Origin of the sequence: Streptococcus sp. 1453 (genome assembly GCF_013276955.1) — a bacterium.
GTDB lineage: Bacteria > Bacillota > Bacilli > Lactobacillales > Streptococcaceae > Streptococcus.
On the sequence record NZ_VMLZ01000006.1, the window covers coordinates 160,495 to 185,299 of the forward strand.

Below are 24,805 nucleotides of genomic sequence, written 5' to 3' on the forward strand. Positions count from 1 at the left end.
TATTTTCAAACTTATATTGAGCCAGCTAATATTAGTTTACATAGCCACAAGATTTAAAATTCTAAGGTAAATTTTATAATCATATTTGTATTTTTGCTAACAAGTATATAATCCTAAAGATTAGCGGTATTTCATACGGTAAAGCAGATATATCTGAATCCGTAAAAGCAGTTCATTGTACTGCTTTTTTCTTTTACGACTTACTCTGTTTGGTTTCATGAGCAAGCCCACAAAGTGAACTAATAACAAATCGTGAGAAGTCATAGTGATGAAATTTCTGTAACAGAAGTAGTGCGAATTGCTGAACCATTAAATGAGTATCTCTCGAAGTAGAAGCGCCTATTTTGACTTTTAATCTGATAGAGTGGTAGTTTGAAAATGTAAATGATAGCTACTGTTCATAAAACATAGAATGTATGTAGGGTGTTGTGAGAGGAGCTAGAAATTAGCACTTACCTGATTATTCCAACAACCCCAAAAATGTGATAAAAATTTCAACTACTCTTATCTATAATAAAGCTACCTGTTCTTTGAAAATTGAATCCACTCCGTCTTGATTAGCGTGCCTGTGTAAGTAGGGACTGAGAGTATTTCCCTGTGAAGGGCAACTGGCACAAGACGTGTGTGAGAATTTTCTAACAGACACGGAGTTTATCGTTACCAGACTTAAACGATGCGACAAACTAGATAAAGGAGTTAATCATGAAGGTAGTAAACTTGTATGATTTGAAACAAATGGGAAATAAAGGTGGTTGTACCATCCAATTGATTCATCACTTTCCCTTTGGTATGGGCTTAGGACATCTCAAAAAAGACTACATTGAATTTAAACGTGTTGGTATCTTTGATGGGAAGGCAGTAGAAGTTACTCTTCGAGAACCTTATTCGAGAGATCTACTGCAGGTTGTCAAGTCGATTAAGCAACATCAGAAATTGATAGCTTATCGCTATAAAGAAGGAAAACTGCTATTTGTGAAGAAGGAGGCGTCAGATGTCCTCTGAACAACAGGAACGAATGGCAGTTCAATATGCAGAGCGTAGTCTTTTATTTACTGTAAAAAGTCTTTTAAAGATTCTAGAATGGTCTAGACGTCAGGCTTTAGCACAGGATTCCGCCTATAAGATAGGAGTGCAGAAATTAGAAGAATTGCTACAATCTCCCTATGCGATTGATACGATTAATCTGAAAAAAGATTTTTTAGACAAACCAATTGATATAGAGAAATTTAAAGCTTTTTTAGAAAAAGAAGAGATTCCTTTAGCCATCGCTTGGCAAGGGGATTCTCTACATTTCTACGCGAAAGACCGTTCGATTTTAGACAATCATTTAGACCATCTTTTAGAAAAAATGGTTAATGATCCGGAGAAATTAGCTGATTTTACCATGGATAAGTCATTAGATGATGCTATTGATGAAGCTAAATCCCAAATTACCTTTAGACAAGAAGGAGCCGTCAAACAGAAAGAGATGGTGAGATGATGTACAGTGGAAAAAAATTCCTACTATTCTCACTGTTAGGTATCTTACTAGGCTATCTTTTTCATCGTTTGACGCTTTTGTATGATTCCTATACTGGAAATACCTTAGATAAATGGACTCATCTTCTGATGGAAGGTCAAGATGAAGTTCTTCAGTCGCCATGGAATGTTTCTTTTACTGGAAAATCAAGTGCTTTTTTTCTACTAGGTTTTGTGATGATGTTACTGGTTTATCTCTATCTAGAGACTGGTAAAAAACAATACCGAGAAGGGGTAGAATACGGGAGCGCCCGTTTTGGAACTCTAAAAGAAAAGAAGCTCTTTTACGGTAAGGAATTTTCTCATGATACGATCTTAGCACAAGATGTTCGTTTGACATTATTAGATAAAAAACCACCCCAATATGATAGAAATAAGAATATTGCGGTGATTGGAGGTTCAGGAAGTGGGAAGACATTTCGCTTTGTGAAACCCAATCTGATTCAGATGAATAGTTCTAATATTGTAGTGGATCCTAAAGATCACTTGGCCGAGAAAACAGGCAAACTCTTTTTAGAACATGGCTACCAAGTAAAGGTGTTAGATTTAGTCAATATGAAGAACTCAGATGGCTTTAATCCTTTTCGCTATATAGAAACAGAAAACGATTTGAATCGCATGCTGACTGTTTATTTTAATAACACCAAAGGCTCTGGCTCCCGAAGTGATCCATTTTGGGATGAAGCTTCTATGACTTTGGTTCGAGCTTTAGCCTCTTACTTAGTCGATTTCTATAATCCACCTAAAACAAGAGAACAGCTCATAGAAGAAAGTCGTTTAAGTCAAAAGGAATATCAAAACTTGTTGAAACGTCAAAAAAAAGAAGTGGAAGAGCGAAAAAAACGAGGTCGTTATCCAAGTTTTGCTGAAATCTCAAAACTCATTAAACACTTATCTAAGGGTGAAAACCAGGAAAAAAGTGTCTTAGAAATTCTATTTGAAAATTATGCTAAAAAGTATGGGACTGAAAATTTTACCATGCGAAATTGGGCAGATTTTCAAAATTATAAGGATAAGACTCTGGATTCTGTTATAGCTGTAACCACTGCTAAATTTGCCCTCTTCAATATTCAAAGTGTCATGGACTTGACCAAAAGAGATACCCTTGATATGAAGACATGGGGCAAGGAAAAATCAATGGTTTACTTAGTTATCCCAGATAACGATAGTACCTTTCGCTTTCTTTCAGCCCTCTTTTTTTCAACCGTATTTCAAACCCTAACAAGACAAGCAGATATTGATTTTAAGGGTCAATTGCCTCTTCATGTGAGAGTTTACTTAGATGAGTTCGCAAATATCGGAGAAATTCCAGATTTTGCTGAACAAACCTCAACAGTCCGTTCTCGAAATATGAGTCTCGTTCCTATTCTTCAAAATATTGCCCAACTTCAAGGGCTCTATAAAGAAAAAGAAGCTTGGAAAACCATTTTGGGGAACTGTGATAGCTTAGTCTACTTAGGTGGTAATGATGAAGATACCTTTAAATTTATGAGTGGCTTACTCGGTAAACAAACCATTGATGTTCGAAATACTAGTCGTTCCTTTGGCCAAACAGGTTCAGGATCCCTTTCTCATCAAAAGATTGCTCGTGACTTAATGACACCCGATGAGGTCGGAAATATGAAACGGCATGAATGCTTGGTTCGAATTGCCAATATGCCTGTCTTTAAAAGCAAAAAATACAATTCCACTAAGCATCCAAACTGGAAGTACCTAGCTAATCAAGAAAGCGATGAACGGTGGTGGAACTATCAAATCAATCCTTTGAATCAAAGACAAGAAAATTATCTTGACGACCTTAGAATTCGTGATTTAACTTTTGAATCTAGTTTAAAATAAAAATAGAAAAGAGGAAATAGATGATTACGCATTTTAAAGGTTTTGTTTATGGAGTAGACGCAAGTGCTATGTTTGCACAAGCTATGTCTTTGTTACAGAAGGGATTGATTGCAGTTGGTGCCTTTCTCGTTGTTGTGGGGATTGTCAACCTTGCAACCAACATTAAAGATGGTGGACCAGGTGTTCGGAATGCCATTCTTGAAATTGTCGGTGGTGTTATGGTAGGGGCTGCTGGAGCCTTTGTAACCCAGATTTCAATTTAGGAGGATAAACAATGACATGAATCTTAGTTTAGTCTCACCCTTTGTTTACCTTGCATCTGAAAAAATATCAGCTGAAAATTTATTTGAAGGATTTAATGTGGATTTACAATCTACGGTAGATCTGATTAAATCCCTATCTAGCTACAATCCAACAGTTTGGACTTATATGTCTAGTATTACTAAAAGTGTCATGCAGCCTCTTGGAGTTGCGATTTTATCAGTTGTTCTCATCTTAGAATTTTCGAAGATGGCAAAGAAGATTGCTAACTCAGGAGGAGCGATGACCTTTGAAGCATTAGCGCCGATGTTGATTAGTTATATTATGGTCGCAGTGGTAATTACCAACACTACCGTGATTGTAGAAGCCATCATCGGGATTGCGAGTCACGCCATTGAACAAGTGGCCTCGATTGTGGCTCACGGTGGGGCAAAGTATGATACCATCTCTGGATTAAAAGGTTCAGGATTTATTGGCCGGATGATTGTGGGATTTTTCGCCCTCCTCATTTGGCTAGTTCGGATAGTAAGTGCAGCCATGGTTAATCTTTTGGTATCTATTCGATTTATTCAACTCTACCTTATGATTCCATTTGCCCCTCTTACGATTCCAACATTTTTAAGTGATGAGTGGAAGTCTATTGGTATTGGCTATTTAAAAAATATTATGGTCTATGCGGTACAAGGGATTCTTATTTTTCTGATTGTTTCTCTTGTTCCTTTGTTTGAATCTGCTGGGAAAATAGCTGTTTCAAATGGTGCAGGAGTCTTGCAATCTCTTGCGATTATGTTTGGTAGTTTAATACAAGCTATCTTACTGATTATTGCCCTCGTTGGTTCTCAACGTACGGCTCGCTCAATCTTAGGTATGTAATTAGATAAAGGCTAGGAAGTGATTGCTTCTTAGCCTTTTTAGAAAGGAAAGTCATGAATACACGTGTCTTTAAAGACATCTCAAAATACCAACACAGGGCTTGGTTAGGTTTCACCACAAGACAAATCATTTTTGTTTTACCAGCCTTTATTGTCACAATTATTGTTTTGGGCTTGAATCTCTTTTTCTGGCAATTTGGAGATTGGTTTGTTTACGGTTTTGTGTTTGCCTTTACCATTCCCCTCATGCTTTTTGGAGTCTATAAACCCAATGATTTATATTTTGAACATTATTTGAAATACCGTCTTCATTTTGAACTAACGGTTCCTCTACGCACAATTACAGGAAAGAAAGGACCTGAACATGAAAAGAAAATCAAATACATTAAAGAAACAAAAAACTTCAATGACTAATAAAAAGAAAGAAGTTAAAGGGAAAAAAGAGGAAGTGTTACCCTCTACGGCTAATACTCTCTCTTATCAAGCCCTGTATCAAAATGGTCTGATGCAGGTGAAAGAAGATTATTTCTCACAAAGCTACTTACTTGGTGATGTCAATTACCAGACCGTTGGTTTAGAAGATAAGGGGGCAATCATTGAGAAGTATTCTGATTTGATTAACTCTTTAGATGACCAAACCAACTTCCAATTGACCATTTTTAATAAAAGATTGAATTTAGAAAAGTTTAGACAAAGTGTTTTGTATGAGGAAAAAGAAGATGGATATGATACCTATCGTAAAGAATTGAATCGGATGATGAATCAGAATTTAGACAGTGGGGAAAATAACTTTTCGGCTGTGAAACTGATTAGCTTTGGAAGAAAGGACACTAATCCCAAACAAGCCTATCGTTCCTTGTCTCAAATTGGAGAATATTTCAAGAGTGGTTTCTCAGAAATTGATGCACGATTTGAATCCTTGGCTGGAGAAGAACGGGTGAACTTGTTGGCCGATATGCTTAGAGGAGAACACCATCTTCCTTTTTCTTACCGTGATTTAACGAAATCTGGTCAGACAACTCGTCACTTCATAGCGCCTAATCTCTTAGATTTCAAAAACAAGAATTACCTACAAATAAATGACCGCTTATTGCAGATTGTCTATGTGAGAGACTACGGTATGGAATTAGGGGATCAGTTTATCCGAGACCTCATGCAAGGAGATCTGGAATTGATTGTAAGCCTTCATGCTCAAAGTTCGACCAAGGCAGATGCCATGAAGAAACTACGAACAAAGAAAACCTTAATGGAATCCCAAAAGATTGGGGAACAACAAAAACTAGCTCGTACAGGTATCTATTTGGAAAAAGTAGGTCATGTATTAGAAAGCAATATCGATGAAGCTGAGGAACTCTTAAAAACCATGACCGAGACAGGAGATAAACTATTTCAAACGGTCTTCTTGATTGGGGTCTTTGGTCAGGATGAAGAAGAACTCAAACAAGCCCTAGACACTATCCAACAAGTGGCCGGCTCAAATGACCTAATGATTGATAAACTTCCATATATGCAAGAAGCAGCCTTTAATAGTTTGCTGCCATTTGGTTGTGATTTTTTAGAGGGAGTATCACGGAGTTTATTAACATCTAATGTAGCAGTAAACTCACCTTGGACTTCAGTAGATTTACAAGACCGTAGTGGGAAATATTACGGTATCAATCAAATCTCAAGCAATATTATTACCATTGATCGCAGCCTATTAAATACACCGTCTGGTCTGATTTTAGGAACATCTGGAGCTGGGAAAGGGATGGCAACTAAGCATGAAATTATCACGACCAAAATCAAGGAATCTGGTGAAAATACTGAAATTATCATCGTGGATCCAGAAGCAGAATACAGTGTCATTGGACGAGCTTTTGGGGGAGAAATGATTGATATTGCGCCCGATTCCCAAACTTATCTCAATGTCCTTGACTTGTCTGAGGAAAATATGGATGAGGATCCTGTAAAGGTAAAATCAGAATTTCTTTTATCTTTTATCGGCAAATTATTGGATAGGAAAATGGATGGAAGAGAAAAATCGATTATCGACCGAGTCACCAGACTCACCTATCAGTCATTTAAAGAACCTTCTTTGGAAGAATGGGTCTTTGTCTTGAGCCAACAACCAGAAGAAGAAGCGCAGAATTTGGCACTTGATATGGAACTGTATGTCGAAGGTTCTCTTGATATTTTTTCTCATAAGACCAATATTCAGACAGGATCTAATTTCTTAATCTATAATGTTAAAAAGTTAGGAGATGAGCTGAAACAAATCGCTCTCATGGTTGTTTTTGATCAGATATGGAATCGTGTTGTTCGGAACCAAAAATTAGGGAAGAAGACCTGGATTTATTTTGATGAAATGCAGCTTCTCTTATTAGATAAATATGCCAGTGATTTCTTCTTTAAATTGTGGAGTCGTGTCAGAAAATATGGAGCCAGTCCGACTGGAATAACTCAAAACGTCGAAACCTTATTGTTAGATCCAAATGGTAGACGGATTATTGCCAATAGTGAATTTATGATTCTCCTCAAGCAAGCAAAAAATGACCGAGAAGAACTGGTTCAACTCTTAGGCTTGTCAAAAGAACTCGAAAAATACCTTGTCAATCCAGAAAAAGGGGCAGGACTGATAAAAGCTGGTTCAGTTGTCGTACCCTTTAAAAATAAGATTCCTCAAGGTACTCAATTGTTTGATATCATGAGTACGGATCCTGATAAAATGGCTTCTAACTAAGGGGAAGGTAAATGAAGGATAAAAGAAAAATCATACGTGCCCGAAAGGCATTTAGAAGAAGCCTAAAAGATGAGAAAAAATTCTTGAAAAAAGGAAAGAAGGAGGTAAGGAAACAGAAAAAAGATTCCGCTGTACTGGATGAAAAAGCATGGAAAAAAGAGATAAAGCAAAAGCTAGAGGAGATGAGAGAAGCTTCAAAGGAGAGAGTAAAACAAGCAAATGAAGACTACAATCATATTCTTCAAAATAGTCCTCCCTCTCTTTTGAATCGCAAAGAATTAAGAGACAGACGGTTGCCTCATGCTAGGAAACGATTGAAAATAGCCAAGAAGCAATTTAGAGAAGCCAAGGTAGAAGCAAAAGAAGAAAGAAAAGAGAGTCGTAAAGAAAGAAAAACCAATCAAAAATTTCTCTACGGTCAGGAATCGAAACAAAAATCTAATTTTTTCTTTCAAGGGAAGAGTTTAGAAGAATTAAAAGCTAAGAAAGAAGTCAAGGCCGCCAAAGAAAATTTAAAATCTACTAAACAAGCCTATAAATCCAAAAAGGTTAGTAGGAAAGCCAAAACTTTCCTTTATGTCCTTGGACGTGAAGGTGGAGAGTTAGCTTCAGAAAATGAAGATTTAGAAGGCTATCGCACACTTCAAGAGACCATTAGAAAAGGGAAACGCTACAGTCGGCTTTCTTATAATCTTGGAAAAGCTAGTGTCAAAACAGGACAAGCAACAGGTCGTTTTACCAAGAAAAGACTGACCAACACAAAAGAGCGATACCATCATTTTAAGGATGGAAAAGGATGGAAACTAGCGAAAGAGAATCCAAGTTCCTTTAAAAATCGGTTTCGAAAATTAAAGAAACAAGGTCTTACAAGTGTTCGAAATATCTATCAAAAACTAAAAGCAGCCTTTTCCTTCTTTACATTTGCGGCTGGAAATCCTGCAACCTGGATAGTTGGAGGATTAGTCTTTCTTCTCTTACTTATGATGAGCTTCTTTTTAGGATTTTCATCTGCTAGTTTGATTCAACAAGATGAATTTGAATTAACAAAAGCTTATACCCACCTAACTTGGGAAGATGCAGAATATACTCGCACAAATGACAAAGGAATTACCTATTACACAAAAGTTGATGATGTGATGGGGTATATGAACTTTAAATTCCATGACTATGAGTTAGACAAACCAGTTCACTTATTTAGTTCAGAAACTTACAAGGATTATCTATCTACTTTGTGGCATGATTTAAACGATGGGGAAGATTTGAAATCCATGCAAGACCTTTATGAAACTCCTAAGTATAAACTATCGAAAGACGATCAAGAGGAAATAAAGGAACTAAAAGAAGAGGGTGTGTATGCTTCCATGCAGGAATTGGACAATCCATTTGAGGGGAAAAGCAACGAAGATAGTCTAACCATGACTTATCGTTATGGATACTATGATTTAGACGGAAAACCTACCCTTCAGGAGTACATTCTACTAGAAGCGAAGGCTCACCAAACAATTGTCGCACCAATGGATGGAGTTGTATCTCTTGACGGAGATGATGTTATCCTTACTAACGGAAAAGGAGAGAATGAGAGTCGATTGACCTTGTATTCTATTCATAATGGCCGTGCGATTGAGGGAACAAGGGTCTTAACTGGTGATGTTATTGGTGAGACCCCAGACGATACAGGTTTGAAAGTTTCCTATCAAAAGTATAAGAACAAGAAAGAAAAATTGGTGTATGTCAATCCGCAATTTTATTTTCCAAAAGTCATTCAACTTCAGACAACTATCTTACCTGCCATTGGTCAGTTTGGTGGGGATGAGTTTGAACGAGCAAAACATATTTATGAGTTTTTGAAATCTCAAGGGGCAAGTCCCCAAGCCATTGCGGCTATTTTAGGAAATTGGTCGGTAGAGTCTTCTATCAATCCTAAACGAGCTGAAGGGGATTATTTATCTCCTCCAGTTGGCGCTACCGATTCCTCATGGGATGATGAAAGCTGGTTAGCGATAGGAGGGCCAGCCATTTATAGTGGTGCTTATCCTAATATCCTTCATAGAGGTTTGGGGTTAGGTCAATGGACGGATACCGCAGATGGTTCAACACGTCATACAGCTTTGTTAAATTATGCACGCACCCAAAATAAGAAGTGGTATGATTTAGACCTCCAACTTGATTTTATGCTTCATGGGGATAGTCCTTACTATCAAAGTTGGTTAAAAGATTTTTTTAAAAATACGGGCAGTGCAGCCAATCTCGCCCAACTCTTTCTGACCTATTGGGAAGGAAATTCTGGTGATAAACTACTGGAAAGACAAACCAGAGCAACGGAATGGTATTATCAAATTGAAAAAGGCTTTAGTCAAACAAATGGAGGACAGGCAAAAAGTGACCCACAATCCCTTGAAGGGGTTCGTGGGGACTTGTATGATCATTCTGTTCCTGGTGGTGGAGATGGTATGGCCTATGCCTATGGACAATGTACATGGGGTGTTGCGGCTCGTATGAACCAGTTAGGATTAAAGCTAAAAGGTAGAAACGGAGAGAAGATTTCAATCATTAATACCATGGGAAATGGTCAGGACTGGGTTGCGACAGCTTCAAGTCTTGGTGGGGAAACTGGCTCTACACCAAGAGCAGGTGCCATTGTTTCTTTTGTGGGAGGTACACATGGCACACCAGCCATCTACGGTCATGTGGCTTTTGTCGAGAAAGTATATGATGATGGTTCTTTCCTTGTGTCTGAGACAAACTATGGGGGTAATCCTAACTATACCTTTAGAAAAATCTCTCAAGCAGATAGTGCCATCAGTTTTGCCTATACTACGAAATAAAAGAATCATGTCATCAGTTTAGGTGACATGATTCTTATTTTTTATAGAGCGACATATTTAATGCCATAGGCTGATAACTTACTTGATGATCATCTTTAATCAATTGACTGTAAGCAACAAATCCGAACTGTTCATAAAATTGAATGACTTTAGGATGATTGATACTATCTAAAAATACCATCTGAGTTCCTACAATTGCTCGAAATTCTTCAATTTTTTGAATTACAATTTCAAATAACTCTTGTCCTGATAGTTTATTTAGCTTTGTGTTTTTGCCGAATTGACCGATAAGTAACACAGGGAGATAATCAATATTTTTGGGACTTTTCCCTTTTAGGACGAGTTTCTTTTTTAAGGATTTCTCTAAATCAGAAATATCAACAACTTTGAGAGATAAACTAAAGAATCCTATGATGTTATTTGTTTCAGTTTCTTCAACGATAAAATTACGAGAACGATGTTGTTTTTCAAAATTGGGAGCTTTATCAGATAGATAAGTCAACATCTCTTCATTACCGTTGAAATCAACATTTTCTAAAATGATAGTTTTAAATAGATCCTGAACTTGTTTCTCAGTTTTATCAGGAGCTAGCACTTGAATATTTTCAAGATATTGCTTAAGTGGTGTTACTTGAATTGTCATCTTACAGATACTTTGAAATGAGTTTATTTTTCGTTGGATCGGTAGCGTCCTGTGATTCAATAGATTTCAAGACGGCTTGTAGCTTTTTAGATGGTTTATGATTAAGAATTTTTAGAGCATCTTCGTTTGTTAGTTTTATATCACGTGTTAAACTGATTGTAGCCATTTGTTCTACCTCCTGTTTCTACTTAAATTCATTATAGCTTATTTTGAACAAAAGTTCAATCTGAAGATAGTGTATGTTTTTTACAGTGTATAAATCCAAAATAAGTTTTTCTCTTGCGTTTGTAGCTCATATTCGTTAGAATAATGGTGTAGATGAGTGGTTGGCTCATGGTCAATCTGATAGTAATCTTGGACATAAGGGCCAAGCGGTGGCGGACACCAGAACAAAATCCGATAGCAATCTTGGACGTAAGGGCCAAGCGGTGGCAGACACCAGAATAAACCGACTGACTAGGTGGCTTACAGGTTCTGTAAGTCATCTTTTTTACTTTGATAGTAACGTTTTATCATTTTAAGGAGAACGAGGTTTTGGCTCGTTCTCTTTTTTTGTTGTGATACTTCTTTCAAGGAATATTTGGTAGGATTGGAGTGAAAAAAGATTAACTAGGAAAGAAGGAAGTATATGGAAACCATTTATCAACGTGATTCGGATCAAGATGGACTGACTGATGCTCAAGAATTTGCGCTAGGAACCAATCCTCTTAGCGCAGATTCTGATGGTGATGGACGTTCAGATTTAGTGGAAGTAGAAGAAGGAACCAATCCCTTAGAAAAGGATTTACAAGACATAGACCAAACAAGTATAACTGAACCATCTTCAGTATTTATGGAAATGAAACAAAAGATTTCAGATATGATGGAGAGTCACTACAAGGAATTTATACAGGCTCTGATTAGTATTGAAACAGGGATTGAAAACGAACAAGACCTTGAAGACTTATATACTTACTACATGAGAACAGATGCCGTTTCTCTTTTGTCTAGTGATTTAGAAACCAGTCCTCAAAAGGTTGAAATGGAGATAGAGTTGTAGGGGAATCATGTGATTCTCCTATTTTCGTATAGATGAAAGGAGCAAGTATGGAAGTAATGCAATTATTGGCTATGTTTCGTGGAACAATTCAAAAAGATAGGGAGAAAATGACCCTATTTCTTCGTTATCAAGCGCAACATTTTGATGAGAAATGGCAGGATTTGGTAGAGAATTTTTTGACTGAAGAGGGCAAGTTAGAAGAGATTCCTCACGTCTATTCTTTTGATCAAGATATTATTTCTTTCCTAGAGGCTAGTTCTGAAAATAATGACCAAGATTTAGAAAGTTACACAAGAAATTTTGGACAAGCAGGTCTAAGTAAATTATCTCAATTAAGTAATTTTGAGAAAAACTTGGTGCTAGAAGTCGCAACCTATAACCTTTCCACTCGATTTTATATCCAATCTGAAAAAGAGAAGCTAACACCATTAAGTGAGCTTGTATGTCATCAGAAACAGGATGTCAATTTAGTCAATGTCTATCGGGTTGCGAATAATCTATCTGACCGCATTAGTAGAGATATAGAGGAGTTTCTTCTAATGGTTGACTCAAAAGAGCTTAAAAAAGAAGTTCTTGAGATTCATTTTGAAGAAAAAGAGGGAGATGTTCTAGCTTATTTGGGTTCAGAATTGATGGCTACTTTAGATACTGTTACGGATCTTGTCCATCATGAAGAAAACTACCAACAACTTCCACTGACACAAAAGCTGAAGATTATTACTCACTTTGATGATGTAAAGGCTATAAGCGAAAAGTCTAAGCAAGTAGCGGAATCCTTATCTCCTTCAAGCGATATTGAACAGGAAACGGAAGAAACGAACCCCTTTTCTAATGTCGATAAAATTGTAGAAGACGCTTTGAGGGAATATCCAATCGGTTCACAAGTAAGTTATAAAGGACAAGTATTTCAGTTGGTTTCGATTGAAAATGCCCAGTTAAATGACTTAGTTCGCCTAGAGCTATTCAATGATTCCAACCAGTTATTTGAAGAAAATCCTATCTTATACTTGAACAGTTTAGAAGAGATTGGACAAGTATTGTCTCTCGTAGAACTTGAAAAAGAAAATTCAGAGATTGAGATTGATTCATCAAGTGAAAGTCAGGAAATAGATTTGTTTTCCTACCTGGAAGAAGAAAATGAAAATGAAAAGGAAACAGAAACGCTTATTGTAGGCATAGAAGAGACGGATGTCCCTGTTCAAGATTTTGTTTTTCCAGATGATTTAGAGGACTTTTATCCTAAGACAAATCGAGAAAAAATTGAAACGAATATCGCCGCAATTGATCTTGTTAAAAGATTAGAAAAAGAGAGACGACAAGCAAGTCCAGAAGAACAAGAACTACTAGCCAAGTATGTTGGATGGGGTGGTCTTGCTAATGAATTTTTCGATGAACTCAATCCAAAGTATGAAGCAGAACGTTTAACTCTTAAGAGTTTAGTAAGTAAATCAGAATACTCCACCATGAAACAAAGTTCTCTCACAGCCTATTATACAAACCCAATGATTATTCGCCAGATTTGGCAAAAATTACTGGATGATGGTTTTGAGGGAGGAAGGATATTAGATCCTTCTATGGGGACTGGGAACTTCTTTGCGGCGATGCCTAGAAGTATACGAGATAAATCAGAGCTCTATGGGGTTGAATTAGACAGTGTGACAGGCGCAATCGCAAAACAACTCCACCCCAATACCCATATTGAAGTGCGAGGATTTGAAGAAGTTCCCTATCAAAATAATAGTTTTGATTTAGTCTTAACGAATGTTCCTTTTGGAAATTTTCGCATTGCCGATAAAAACTACGATAAACCTTATATGATTCATGATTACTTTGTCAAACACTCACTTGATTTAGTAAGAGACGGAGGACAAGTGTCGATTATCTCATCTATTGGGACAATGGATAAGCGGACAGATAATGTCTTACAAGAGATTAAAACCAACACTCATTTTTTAGGGGGTGTTCGTTTGCCGGATACGGCTTTTAAAACGATTGCAGGTACTCGAGTGACCACAGATCTCCTCTTCTTTCAAAAGGATCAAGCAAAGAATCTTAATGAGGAGGAACTTGTCTTTAGTGGCTCTATTCCCTTTGAGGAAGATAAGCGTGTCTGGATCAATCCTTATTTTGATGGGAAATACAACACACAAGTTTTGGGTGAATATGAAGTACGTAATTTTAATGGAGGAACCCTCAATGTAAAGGGGGAATCAGAAACATTATCTACTGATATAATGAAAGCATTCGAGAATGTGGAAGCACCTAAACAAATTGACAATTCTTTGAAAGCACCTGTTTTTATCCAAGAAGAAGTGGATAATTCGATCCCAAGTCGTATACGTGAGGACTTAGCGCTCTATTCTTTTGGATATGAGGGAAATCAAATTTATTACCGAGATACGCATGGCATTCGGAAAAGTTCAAAAGTAGACGAAATTAGTTATTATGTAGATGAGAAGGGAGATTTTAAAGCTTGGGACAGTTCTTTGTCTGAACATAAAATAGACCGATTCGTGCAACTTCATTTGACAGAAGAGGAAGCACTAGATGTTTACAAGTCAGAAGAAGCGAGTAAAAGAGGGAAATATAAGGGACTGTTCAAAAAAACTGTCTTTTATGAAAGTCCCTTATCGGATAAGGATATTAGTCGCATTAAGGGCATGGTTGATTTGAGAGAGACCTATCAATCCTTAATTGAAATTCAACGTCATCAAGATTATAGTCGGACAGAATTTCAGGTGTTACTTAGTAAACTCAATCATAACTATGACCGCTTTGTAAGTCAATTTGGATACTTGAATGCCTCAGTCAATCGGAACTTATTTGATAGTGACGATAAGTATTCTTTACTAGCAAGTTTAGAAGATGAATACATCGATTCTAAAGACCAGAAAGTAAAATATAAAAAATCTTTAGCCTTTGAGAAAGCATTGGTTAGACCAGAGAGAGAGATTACAAGAGTATCAACGGCTTTAGATGCCTTAAACTCCAGTTTATCGGATGGTAGAGGAGTTGATTTAGACTATATGGTATCAATTTATCCCGAACATAGCCAAGCTGCTATTTTAGATGAGTTAGGTGACCAGGTTTTAATGGATCCAGAAAGTTATTTAAGAGGGGAAAGAAAATATCTTTCTAAGAACCAGTTTTTGTCAGGAGATATTCTCAATAAGATAGAAGTAGTTCAACTATTAGTAGATGAAAACAACCAAGAATTTGACTGGTCTCATGCTTTAGATTTGTTAGAATCTGTTCGCCCTCCACGGATTCATCTGGCAGATATTGAGTTCAAAATAGGGTCACGTTGGATTCCTCAATCCGTTTATGGTAAATTTGCCTTTGAATGTTTTACCAATCGTGAATTTGAATTGTCTTCGCCAGATGTTGAACAAGTCATTGAAGTGAATCCTGTCGATGGCCAGGTTCATTTAAGGACATCATTTGTTTATCGCTATCCAAGTGCCAAAGATAGTAGTCTTGGAGTTAGTGGGTCACGTTATGATACAGGAAGAAAGATTTTTGAGAATTTACTTAATTCGAACCAACCGACGATTACCATGACTGTTACGGAAGGGGAAAAGAAAAAGACTATCACAGATTTGGAAAAAACCTCTGTTCTAAGAGCAAAAGAGCAGCATTTACAAGAGCTCTTTCAAGAATTTGTCTCACGGTATCCAGAAGTCCAACAGGTCATTGAGGAAAGCTATAATCGTCTTTATAATCGAACAGTTAGTCGAGAGTATGATGGTAGCCATCTAGTCATTGATGGCTTGGCACAAAACATCAGTCTTCGTCCTCATCAAGAGAATGCTATTCAAAGAATCGTAGAAGAAAAAAGAGCTTTATTAGCTCATGAGGTAGGTTCAGGAAAGACCTTGACCATGCTTGGTGCTGGGTTTAAATTAAAGGAGTTGGGGATGGTTCATAAGCCCTTGTATGTGGTGCCCTCTAGTTTGTCTGCTCAGTTTGGCCAAGAAATCATGAAATTTTTCCCTACTAAAAAAGTCTTTGTGACCACTAAGAAAGATTTTGTGAAGGCGAGAAGAAAACAATTGGTGTCACGTATCATTACAGGAGATTACGATGCCATTGTCATTGGGGATTCTCAATTTGAAAAAATCCCTGTCAGTAAGGAAAGACAGATGAATTATATCGAGGACAAACTCAATGAACTACGAGAGATTAAAACACATTCTGAAAATAAGTACACCGTTAAAGAAGCAGAGCAATCAATAAGTGGTCTTGAGAGACAATTGGAAGAACTCCAACGCTTTAATCGTGATAGTTTTATTGATTTTGAGAACTTAGGAATTGATTTTCTCTTTGTGGATGAAGCACATCACTTTAAAAATATACGTCCAATTACTGGACTTGGAAATGTAGCAGGGATTACCAATACAACGTCTAAGAAGAATGTGGATATGGAAATGAAGGTTCGACAGATTCAGGAAGAACATGATTTTAAAAACATTGTCTTTGCGACAGGAACACCTGTTTCCAATTCTATTAGTGAGTTATATACTATGATGAACTACATTCAACCAGATATCTTAAAACGCTATCAAGTTGATTATTTTGACTCTTGGGTAGGTGCTTTTGGAGAAATTCAAAACTCTATGGAATTAGCTCCTACAGGGGATAAGTACCAACCTAAGAAACGATTTAAAAAGTTTGTCAATCTACCTGAGTTGATGAAAATCTACAAAGAAACAGCCGACATTCAAACACAAGATATGTTGGATTTACCTGTTCCAGAAGCTCATATTATCCCTATTGAGAGTGAGTTAACTGAAAACCAGAAACTCTATTTAGAAGAATTGGTTATGAGGTCAGATATGGTCAAATGTGGAACAGTAGATCCGAGTCAGGATAACATGTTAAAAATTACGGGCGAGGCACGAAAACTAGCAATTGATATGCGTTTATTGGACTCTAGTTATAGTCTAGCAGACAATCATAAACTGCTTCAGGTAGTGGATAATGTTGAGAGAATTTATCGTGAAGGAATGGAAAATAAGGCTACTCAGATGATTTTTTCAGATATTGGAACACCTAAGAAAAAGGACAATGGCTTTGATGTTTATTCTGAGATTAAGGCTTTATTAGTTGATAGAGGAATCCCTAGTAAGGAAATTGCCTTTGTACATGATGCCAATAGTGATGAAAAGAAGAATAGTTTGTCTCGAAAGGTCAATGCAGGAGAGGTGCGGATTCTCCTTGCCTCAACTGAAAAAGGAGGAACAGGTTTAAATGTTCAGAGCAAGATGAAAGCAGTTCATCATCTGGATGTCCCTTGGAGACCAAGTGACATTCAGCAACGCAATGGACGGATTATCCGACAGGGAAATGAAAACAAGGAAGTGGATATTTACCACTACATTACCAAAGGTTCATTTGATAATTATCTATGGGCAACTCAGGAGAACAAACTCCGTTATATTAAGCAGATTATGACTTCTAAGGAGCCGATTCGTGCTGCAGAAGACATTGATGAGCAAACCATGACAGCTTCTGATTTTAAGGCATTAGCAACAGGTAATCCTTATCTCAAATATAAGATGGAACTAGAGAATGATCTAACTCTATTAGAAAATCAAAGACGCGCCTTTCAACGCAGCAAGGATCACTATCGTCATACAATCTCTTACTGTGAAGAAAATATGCCCATTCTTGAGAAACGATTAAGCAAGTATGAAGGCGATATTCAACAGTCTGAAATATCGAAAGACCAGGCATTTTCTATGAGGGTAGGTAAACAAGCTTTTGATCAACGAGCTGAAGCAGGGGAATCCCTACACCGTCTTATCCGTCATAATCAAGCTGACAGCAAAGAATTTCGTACCCTAGCAAGCTATCGAGGATTTGACATTAAAATGCTTAGTCTTCCAATAAATCAACCTCTTCCTGAAACCTTCTCTGTTAAGATTGTAGGAGAAAATCAATATTCTGTCAGTTTAGATTTGTATTCTCCTTTAGGGACAATTCAAAGGCTTCAGCATACGATTGATCACATTAAAGAGGACCAAGTGAAAACTCAGAACTTATTGGATGAATTAAAGGATAAATGGACTACTGCTAAGGTAGAAATTGAGAAAAATTTTCCAAAGGAAGAGGATTATCAAACAAAAAAGGCCGAATACGATGTACTCGCACCATTGATTGAAACAGAAACGGATTTAGATATTATTGATCAGGCCTTAAGACAATTCCACGAAAAAGGAAAAGAAAAGCAAGAACAACTTTCTTTTGAATTAGATTAAAAAATAGATACAAATAGCGGACAAGAAAAGAAAAGCGCGGTAAAATAAAGATAGAAAGAAACGAGGTAATAATTATGATGGAAGATACCTATTATCAATTAGAAGAGGCTTTGGTACAGGGATTTCAAACGCCTGAAGAATACCAAGCCTACAAGGAGCTAAAGGAACATTATGAGGAAGTGACGGGGGATTACAGTTTTTCTAAACGAGAACTCACTAGTCAATTGGAAATCTCTCTTCAGAATCATCGAAGTGTGGACTTTGAAGAACATGAAAAGGAGGAGTATTTGGACTTAGTTCAAAAATTAGAAGAGTTTGATTCCTCTCTTGCCACTCATTATCGTCAATTTATTGTCTAGAAAGGAGAAAGTCATGAATGATTTACTCCTTATCCCAGTAATTTTTTTAGCAGTAGGAGGAATACTCATTCTTTTATGGCGGCTCTTTCTTATTGCCAGTGGACTTTTCCTGATTGGTTTTGTCAGTTTTCTTATTTTCGTGGAGGGATATGGAATTTATCTTCTCTTTACAGAAACTGAACTTTACACGGCAGATTTAGCTCAAAATGGATTATTTGGTTTTACGACTTTCTTTATCATCTTTAATTTAGTTTTACTTGCTTTAGCATGCTGGGCAGGATACAAGTGGAAGAGGGGATATTAACGTTTGAGCAAATTTCAGAAAGTTCAAGCCAAACTTCCGAAATCTTAAAAAACACTGTGACAAACAAACAGTTTGAAAAAGTCAAGACTAAATGGGAGCAAGAAAGCAATCGAAAAAGCTCATAAAGGATCAGAAAATTATCTTAAATAAAGAGAAACAGCTTTTTCAAAGAAGATCATAAAGACAAACATCAGTTTTGGTGCTTGTCTTTTTAAATCACTCTGCTATTGAAAACTGATAAATGTTTTAATTTGTACTAAAATAGATTGAAACAAAAATATTCCCTTTTGATACTTTTAAGGATATGAGGTTCAAAAATAAATGGTAAGACAAACTAAATGTAATCTTGTGTCAATTTCATTATTTTCATCACTTTTTGTTAGTCAAAAGGTAACTTGTTTTTGAGAAGATAAAACAGATTGAAATTGCTCATGGATTGTGTCAGAAAGAAGTTTATAAGCGGTGATACTAGCATCTTTCTTATCAGTTTTGGTCTAATGAATTGATAATGATTTGGCAAACTACTTGATTAACAAAGGGTTATAGGTGTAAACTTTATAGTTTTGTTCATGTAGGAGATTCAACTAATTAAAGACATAATATCCAGTGTCTTCAAGATCTCTGTATCAAGGATACGGGAATCGGAATGAAAAACAGTGATGTCCTCCGAGTTTTTGAACGGGGTTTCTCAGGATATAATGGCCGCCTAACCCAGCAGTCATCTGGACTTGGCCTCTATCTAAGAAAATTTCTGAAGAACTAGGTCACCAGATTCGTATCGAGTCTGAGGTCGGAAAAGGAACGACAGTGAGAATTAGATTTGCTCAAGTGAACCTAGTCTTTGGATGAGAGGAATTACTAAGAGCTTGGGAGATTTCTTTCAAGCTCTTCTTTAGGATTCAGTTTGATGAGAAAAAAGCCTCAATCAGATAAAAAATATTAGTCTTACAAAATTGTAAGATTACCATTTTAAATGTAAGTTAACTGTAAGATATAGCAGTAATATTTCTGATATAATTTTTAAAAAAAGATAAAGAGGTGATGTATGAAAAAGTTTAATGCTTTTCAACTTAAAACATTTTTTATGATTCTCATGGTTTTTGATCATTTATACCTTATTCCTGGTCTACTTCCACCATTGTGGCAAGATATTTTCCATGTGTTAACACGTGCTGTAGGTCCTTTCTTTGCCTTTATGACTGTGGAAGGATTCCTTCATACAAGGAATCGGTTCAAATATAATGCTCGACTCTTCCTGTGGGCTGGAATCATGTTTGCTGGAAATTTTGGGTTAAACCTTCTCCTTCAGCAAGAAAGTCTAGTTATTTACAACAACATTTTCTATACTCTGGCAGTCGGTGTGTTGGCTCTAAACACTTGGACTTTCCCAGTTGAAAAATTAAAGATTAACCAAAGTTTTGCAAAAATTATCAAAGTATTTTTAGCTCTTCTAATTTCTATTTATGCCTGTGTTGCCTATGAAGGTAGCATGTCTATGATTCCATTTATGGGTTCTATAATTTTTAGGGTTGATGGAAATTTTCCACCAACCCTATTTTAGTGTATACAAAAAGGCCAACATCCATTATATTAAAAGCGCTGAAACCTAAAACAAAAGGATGATGACCATATGAACAATATACTAGAAGCTACACTACAAATCAAAGATAAAAACATTATTTGGGATAATAAAGTTCAAGAGAAGATATTTAAAAAGAGAAAATCTTTATTTTATGCAGCTACTTATACGCATAAACCAGAATTTTGTACCGTTTGTGGGTGTGTTAGCCGAAATAATAATATCGTTAAAAACGGCACGAAAACATCTCGTATCACTCTCTGTTCTGTTTCAGGCCTAGCGGCCTACTTAAATCTACGCAAGCAGAGATTTCTCTGTAGAGAATGCGGCTCTTCATTTACCGCAGACACTAGTCGAATCGTAGAAAAACACTGTCATATCTCTAAACGCTTAAAAAACGAAATTAAATCAAAAATAAGTGAAACAGTATCTGAAACCTATATCGCAAAAGAAACAAATGTTTCAGTTCATACGGTAAGACGTATCATAGATGATACAACACGTTTACTAAAGATTAAACCATTACACGATTTACCTGAGCATTTGTGTTTTGATGAATTTAAATCCGTCAAATCTTCCGATAGTAATATGAGCTTCATTATTTGTGATAGCACTACACACAAGCTGGTCGATGTTGTACGAGATAGAAAATCTTACAGCTTGAAAAAGTATTTTCATCGTTTTGAGCCTAAGACTAGATTAAAGGTAAAAACTATCTCCATCGACATGTACTTACCGTACATTCAATTAATAAAAGAAATGTTTCCTAACGCTAAAATTATCATTGATCCTTTTCATATCGTACAAGCCTTAAATAGAGAATTAAATCGAACTCGGGTACGTGTCATGAATAAGCATCGCTATAAAGACTCTAAATTATATCGAAAGTTAAAACATTATTGGAAGTTAATTTTAAAGAACTCTAATGAACTTCAGAACTATAAATATAATCGTTATAAGCTTTTTGAAAGCTTCATAACAAGTAAAGGAATCGTAGATTATATCTTAGAAAAAAATCCATCTCTTAAAAATGATTATGAGGTTGTACATTCACTTCGTGAATGTATACAGGATAGAGATTATATAGAGTTCAAGGAAACGATTGAAGCAGCTACGCAATTAGACCTATCTCCTGGTTTAAAAAGAGTATTAAAGACTCTTATGACTTACTTGCCATATATTCAAAATACTTGTGAGTATCCAACTAGAACAAATGGCCCTATTGAAGGAATAAACAATAAAATAAAAGTGCTTAAAAGAAATGCCTACGGCTTTAGAAACTATTACCATTTTAGAAATAGGATTATTTTAATAACAAAAATGTTTGGCCCAAAACAAAAAGGAATTAAGCAACAATTAGTTGCTTAATCCCTTCCTAAATTTCTTCATCAACACTATTTGACAAAGAGCCCTTTTTTAGTGCTCAAAATAGCACTCAATTTTAAATGGATTTGGTGTTCAAAAAATATAATCAAATGCAACAAACTAATTTCATTTTTAATAGGCACAATTAATTTTAGAAGATAGTACGAAAAAATATTGACTATTTTCTTTAGAATGTGTAAAATTTAGATAGATTATTTAAAGTGAGGTTTTTTTATCTTGTCTATATTAAAGAAGAAAGTTAATATGTTTAGTGTACTATTGAATGTGGTATTAATAGCTATTATAGCTATTGGAGTGCTATTTTTCTTACCTAAGGAACATAAATCAGAAATCAAATCGTCAATTAATATCGAAAGTATTGAAAAAGTGAATGAAGTTGTATTTTTGAATGCGGGAATTAATGAAATTATTTCTGAAACAAAAACAACTCAAGTTTTTGGGTTTGATGTGCCGTTCTCTAAAAAAGCAGCATTAGTAATTTTAAATTATAAAGCTAAATTTGGAATTAAAAGTAGTGTAAAGGTTGAACAAATAAGCGAAAAAGAATATAAGGTTATTGTTCCAAAATTGGAAGTAATTGGTGTTGAACTTTCAAAAGATAATCCTTATGATTTATATGATAGTCATGGAGAGTTATTAAGTGGAACTACAGAAGATATTGATACTGGGAAATTGGTCGCTAACCAACTTTCTAGTGATAAACAAGCAGAGTATTTAGATAAATTTAAGAGTGAAATTAAAGAATCTGCAATCAATTATTATAAAACAATATTTTCTTCAATGGATTCTGAAGTAAAAGTAACTATAGAATTTACAGAATAATTTTTGAAATACAAAACCCTGGCCATCTCTGGTCAGGGTTTTGTGTGGTTCTATAATTTTTAGGGTTGATGGAAATTTTCCACCAACCCTATTTTAGTGTATACAAAAAGGCCAACATCCATTATATTAAAAGCGCTGAAACCTAAAACAAAAGAATGATGACCATATGAACAATATACTAGAAGCTACACTACAAATCAAAGATGCACACAATGAAGGTGTTACATTCCATTTCTTAGAGAATATTAAAGAAGTATTGCGTGATGAGAGTGGGAAAGTAACTGGTGTAAAGGTTATTACAATGGAACTTGGTGAATCAGATGAAAGTGGAAGAAGATCAACGCATTAGGTATGATGATGTTGTATATCTGAGGTGTTTTAACGATCTAGTTTAGAGTTAGACTATCGCTAGGTAGCTTAGAAAGGAAGGGGAGTTAAACCATGGTTTTATGAAGAAGGTTGTAGTAAGGTATATAATGTGTATGAGAGGATATAGATGTTAAAATTTTAATAGATATGTTTAACTCATTATGTGATAAAACTTACAAGTCCTTTTTGTTATTCTTGACCTAGTTTTTATAGAAAGAAGGTCTAAGATGTTAAATAAAGTCAAAACTAAAGCCTTAATTAGTGTTGGAGTAGTAGCCGCAACTAGCTTTATTCTCATGATGGGATATACTGCTGGGCAACATTCTACTGCCAAACAAAGTCGCAAAGAGATTGAATTGGCTGCAGCTAAACTTGTAGAGGACAAACAAGCAGAAGATAAGGCAAGTATTTTGTCATCTGATACTGTAAAAGAATTTTTGACGCAGTACTATACGAAAGAAAAGCTCGGAGAAAATAATACACGTATTCAACCTTATATGACTGAATCGGCTTATTCTCAAGAATTGACAAGTCAAAACGATGCTATGAACCAAGTATATAAGGACTATATTTTGGATTATCATTTTGAAAAAGCTGATATCTTTGTCAACCAGACTACGAATCAAGCCATTGCCATGGTCTCTTATAATGTAACCTATGTATCTGATTTAAAGAATGCTAACCAATCAAAGACCAATCAGACAGAAACTAGAACGGTTAAGTTGTCTTATTCGAAACTACCAGGTAAGTTATTGGTCAACCAAGTACAGGTTTGGAAATCTGGCTTAGATGATTTAGATAAGACCACTCCTAAAACTTTAGAAGAATCCTCATCAGTTCCATCATTGCCAAATACTACAACAAAATGATGATGTTTTATGAATATAGAGGAATGTAAGCAAATTTCAATTCTTGATGTAGCCAATCGTTTGGGGATCTCCTTTAAACAAGTTTCGAGCAGTGTCTATGAACATCCTGAACACGATTCATTTCGGATTTTTTCAACTACCAATACTTTTAAATGGTTTTCAAGAGATATTCAAGGTGATGTCATTGATTTTGTTCGACTTGTTCAGGGAATTTCCTTTAAAGAAGCTCTAGACTTTCTTTCTGAAGAACCTTTTCAAAAAGAAGCTGTTCAAGAAAAAAGAGAGAGACCATTTTATTATCCTTTAAAGAGAGTTGAAGATTCTAACTGCAGTCTGGCTAGATATTATTTAACAGAATGTAGAGGAATCTCAGAAGAAATCGTACAAAAGATGATTCAACAAGGTTTGATAGCACAAGCCAGTTGGAAAACAAATGAAACAGTTGAACCTGTTATTGTATTTAAAAGCTTTGATCATCGTCATAAGCTGCAGGCAGCAAGCTTACAAGGGATACATAAGAATCACTCTCTTCCTAGAGAGAGGTTAAAAACGATTCTAAAAGGAAGCCATGGACATGTTGGAATATCCTTTGACATAGGTAAACCAAATAGACTGGTCTTTTGTGAATCGTTCGTTGACTTGATGAGCTATTACGAGCTACATCAACAAAGTCTATCAGATGTTCGCTTGGTATCTATGGAGGGATTAAAAAGGTCTGTTGTGGCTTATCAAACTTTACGGCTGATAGCTTAAGGAAATCAAAAGTTGGAATTCTTAGATACAGTAACACCTTCAAAGTTATTACCTTTGATCAATACAATTCGTGATACCACTACCTATTTCGATAATCATCCTGATTTATTGACATTTGCGGTAGATTGTGATGATGCAGGAAAAGATTTTTCTGATAAGTTATCTCAAGAAGGATTGCCTGTTTTACTGGATTTACCTGATAATGAATTTGGGAAAGAAAAAATAGACTGGAACGATATTCTTCGAGAAAACAAATCAGATTTTCAATCTATGATTGAGACTGCAAAAGAGAAATTGGGGAATCAACCAGTAAGACAAACCTCTCAATGTTTAGAATTGTGATAACAAAATCAAGATGTTCTAGCTAAAATTAGTATGAAGGAGG

Annotated in this window: 20 protein-coding genes and 3 pseudogenes; 19 read left to right on the forward strand and 4 right to left on the reverse strand. The window is 35.8% G+C overall.

Annotated features, from left to right (window positions below):
* The first annotated feature begins 702 nt into the window (after positions 1 to 702).
* Genes HW098_RS06315 through HW098_RS06350 form a run of 8 tightly spaced genes read left to right on the forward strand, consistent with a single transcriptional unit; the run spans position 703 to position 10,037 of the window.
* Positions 703 to 1,002, forward strand: a complete 300-nt coding sequence (locus HW098_RS06315) for a hypothetical protein (protein WP_003042486.1) — start codon at positions 703 to 705, stop codon at positions 1,000 to 1,002.
* Positions 992 to 1,480 carry a hypothetical protein gene (locus tag HW098_RS06320; RefSeq protein ID WP_000093672.1) on the forward strand — a complete coding sequence of 163 codons (489 nt, stop codon included), beginning with the start codon at positions 992 to 994 and terminating at the stop codon, positions 1,478 to 1,480. The genes HW098_RS06315 and HW098_RS06320 overlap by 11 nt, the downstream gene beginning before the upstream one ends.
* Positions 1,480 to 3,357, forward strand: coding sequence for a type IV secretory system conjugative DNA transfer family protein (locus tag HW098_RS06325; protein ID WP_012677090.1), 1,878 nt, complete (start codon positions 1,480 to 1,482; stop codon positions 3,355 to 3,357). The genes HW098_RS06320 and HW098_RS06325 overlap by 1 nt, the downstream gene beginning before the upstream one ends.
* A 20-nt stretch (positions 3,358 to 3,377) precedes the next feature.
* On the forward strand, positions 3,378 to 3,620 hold the full coding sequence (locus HW098_RS06330) for a hypothetical protein (RefSeq protein ID WP_000627865.1): 243 nt from the start codon (positions 3,378 to 3,380) through the stop codon (positions 3,618 to 3,620).
* A 16-nt stretch (positions 3,621 to 3,636) separates the two neighbouring features.
* Positions 3,637 to 4,491: a conjugal transfer protein TrbL gene (locus HW098_RS06335; RefSeq protein ID WP_176139588.1), complete on the forward strand. Its 855-nt coding sequence runs from the start codon at positions 3,637 to 3,639 to the stop codon at positions 4,489 to 4,491.
* A 53-nt stretch (positions 4,492 to 4,544) separates the two neighbouring features.
* A complete protein-coding gene (locus tag HW098_RS06340) occupies positions 4,545 to 4,904 on the forward strand; it encodes a PrgI family protein (RefSeq protein ID WP_001097589.1) in 360 nt (119 codons plus the stop codon).
* Positions 4,855 to 7,212, forward strand: a complete 2,358-nt coding sequence (locus HW098_RS06345; RefSeq protein WP_176139589.1) for an AAA family ATPase — start codon at positions 4,855 to 4,857, stop codon at positions 7,210 to 7,212. Before HW098_RS06340 ends, HW098_RS06345 begins: the two co-directional genes overlap by 50 nt.
* 11 nt (positions 7,213 to 7,223) lie before the next feature.
* Entirely contained in the window at positions 7,224 to 10,037 is a 2,814-nt protein-coding gene (locus HW098_RS06350) for a phage tail tip lysozyme (protein ID WP_024475353.1), read from the forward strand.
* A gap of 34 nt (positions 10,038 to 10,071) precedes the next feature.
* On the opposite strand, the gene HW098_RS06355 is transcribed toward HW098_RS06350, so the two are convergent.
* The 3 genes from HW098_RS06355 to HW098_RS06365 are packed head-to-tail and all read right to left on the reverse strand — an operon-like array spanning position 10,072 to position 11,165.
* The gene (locus HW098_RS06355; protein WP_000155338.1) at positions 10,072 to 10,680 is read right to left on the reverse strand and encodes a hypothetical protein; all 609 of its coding nucleotides are present in this window, start codon (positions 10,678 to 10,680) and stop codon (positions 10,072 to 10,074) included.
* A gap of 1 nt (position 10,681) precedes the next feature.
* On the reverse strand, positions 10,682 to 10,846 hold the full coding sequence (locus HW098_RS06360; RefSeq protein ID WP_176139590.1) for a hypothetical protein: 165 nt from the start codon (positions 10,844 to 10,846) through the stop codon (positions 10,682 to 10,684).
* 55 nt (positions 10,847 to 10,901) lie between these two features.
* Positions 10,902 to 11,165: a hypothetical protein gene (locus HW098_RS06365; RefSeq protein WP_191995516.1), complete on the reverse strand. Its 264-nt coding sequence runs from the start codon at positions 11,163 to 11,165 to the stop codon at positions 10,902 to 10,904.
* 143 nt (positions 11,166 to 11,308) lie between these two features.
* Between HW098_RS06365 and HW098_RS06370 the strand changes: the two genes are divergently transcribed.
* The 4 genes from HW098_RS06370 (at position 11,309) to HW098_RS06385 (ending at position 18,642) form a co-directional block, all read left to right on the forward strand.
* The gene (locus HW098_RS06370) at positions 11,309 to 11,719 is read left to right on the forward strand and encodes a thrombospondin type 3 repeat-containing protein (RefSeq protein WP_176139591.1); all 411 of its coding nucleotides are present in this window, start codon (positions 11,309 to 11,311) and stop codon (positions 11,717 to 11,719) included.
* Between the two features lie 47 nt (positions 11,720 to 11,766).
* Positions 11,767 to 17,979 carry an SNF2-related protein gene (locus tag HW098_RS06375; protein ID WP_176139592.1) on the forward strand — a complete coding sequence of 2,071 codons (6,213 nt, stop codon included), beginning with the start codon at positions 11,767 to 11,769 and terminating at the stop codon, positions 17,977 to 17,979.
* Positions 17,980 to 18,053: 74 nt separating this feature from the next.
* Positions 18,054 to 18,338: a DUF5962 family protein gene (locus HW098_RS06380; RefSeq protein ID WP_054421519.1), complete on the forward strand. Its 285-nt coding sequence runs from the start codon at positions 18,054 to 18,056 to the stop codon at positions 18,336 to 18,338.
* Positions 18,339 to 18,351: 13 nt separating this feature from the next.
* Positions 18,352 to 18,642 carry a DUF5966 family protein gene (locus tag HW098_RS06385; protein ID WP_176139593.1) on the forward strand — a complete coding sequence of 97 codons (291 nt, stop codon included), beginning with the start codon at positions 18,352 to 18,354 and terminating at the stop codon, positions 18,640 to 18,642.
* A gap of 419 nt (positions 18,643 to 19,061) precedes the next feature.
* On the opposite strand, the pseudogene HW098_RS10540 reads toward HW098_RS06385, so the two are convergent.
* Positions 19,062 to 19,259 (reverse strand): annotated as a pseudogene (locus HW098_RS10540) (transposase); the annotation flags it as partial.
* Here HW098_RS10540 and HW098_RS06390 point away from each other — a divergent pair.
* The 7 genes and pseudogenes from HW098_RS06390 to HW098_RS06420 all read left to right on the forward strand — a co-directional run.
* A pseudogene (locus HW098_RS06390) lies at positions 19,256 to 19,491 on the forward strand (ATP-binding protein); the annotation flags it as partial. The pseudogenes HW098_RS10540 and HW098_RS06390 overlap by 4 nt on opposite strands.
* Before the next feature lie 196 nt (positions 19,492 to 19,687).
* Entirely contained in the window at positions 19,688 to 20,203 is a 516-nt protein-coding gene (locus tag HW098_RS06395; protein WP_176139594.1) for a TraX family protein, read from the forward strand.
* Between the two features lie 69 nt (positions 20,204 to 20,272).
* A complete protein-coding gene (locus HW098_RS06400) occupies positions 20,273 to 21,589 on the forward strand; it encodes an ISL3 family transposase (protein WP_001059646.1) in 1,317 nt (438 codons plus the stop codon).
* 261 nt (positions 21,590 to 21,850) lie between these two features.
* A complete protein-coding gene (locus tag HW098_RS06405; protein WP_176139595.1) occupies positions 21,851 to 22,429 on the forward strand; it encodes a DUF4230 domain-containing protein in 579 nt (192 codons plus the stop codon).
* Positions 22,430 to 22,595: 166 nt separating this feature from the next.
* Positions 22,596 to 22,778: a glutamate synthase gene (locus HW098_RS06410; RefSeq protein ID WP_240149465.1), complete on the forward strand. Its 183-nt coding sequence runs from the start codon at positions 22,596 to 22,598 to the stop codon at positions 22,776 to 22,778.
* A gap of 247 nt (positions 22,779 to 23,025) precedes the next feature.
* Positions 23,026 to 23,667, forward strand: coding sequence for a peptidylprolyl isomerase (locus HW098_RS06415; RefSeq protein ID WP_176139596.1), 642 nt, complete (start codon positions 23,026 to 23,028; stop codon positions 23,665 to 23,667).
* A gap of 9 nt (positions 23,668 to 23,676) precedes the next feature.
* A pseudogene (locus tag HW098_RS06420) lies at positions 23,677 to 24,762 on the forward strand (DNA primase).
* Positions 24,763 to 24,805 lie beyond the last annotated feature (43 nt).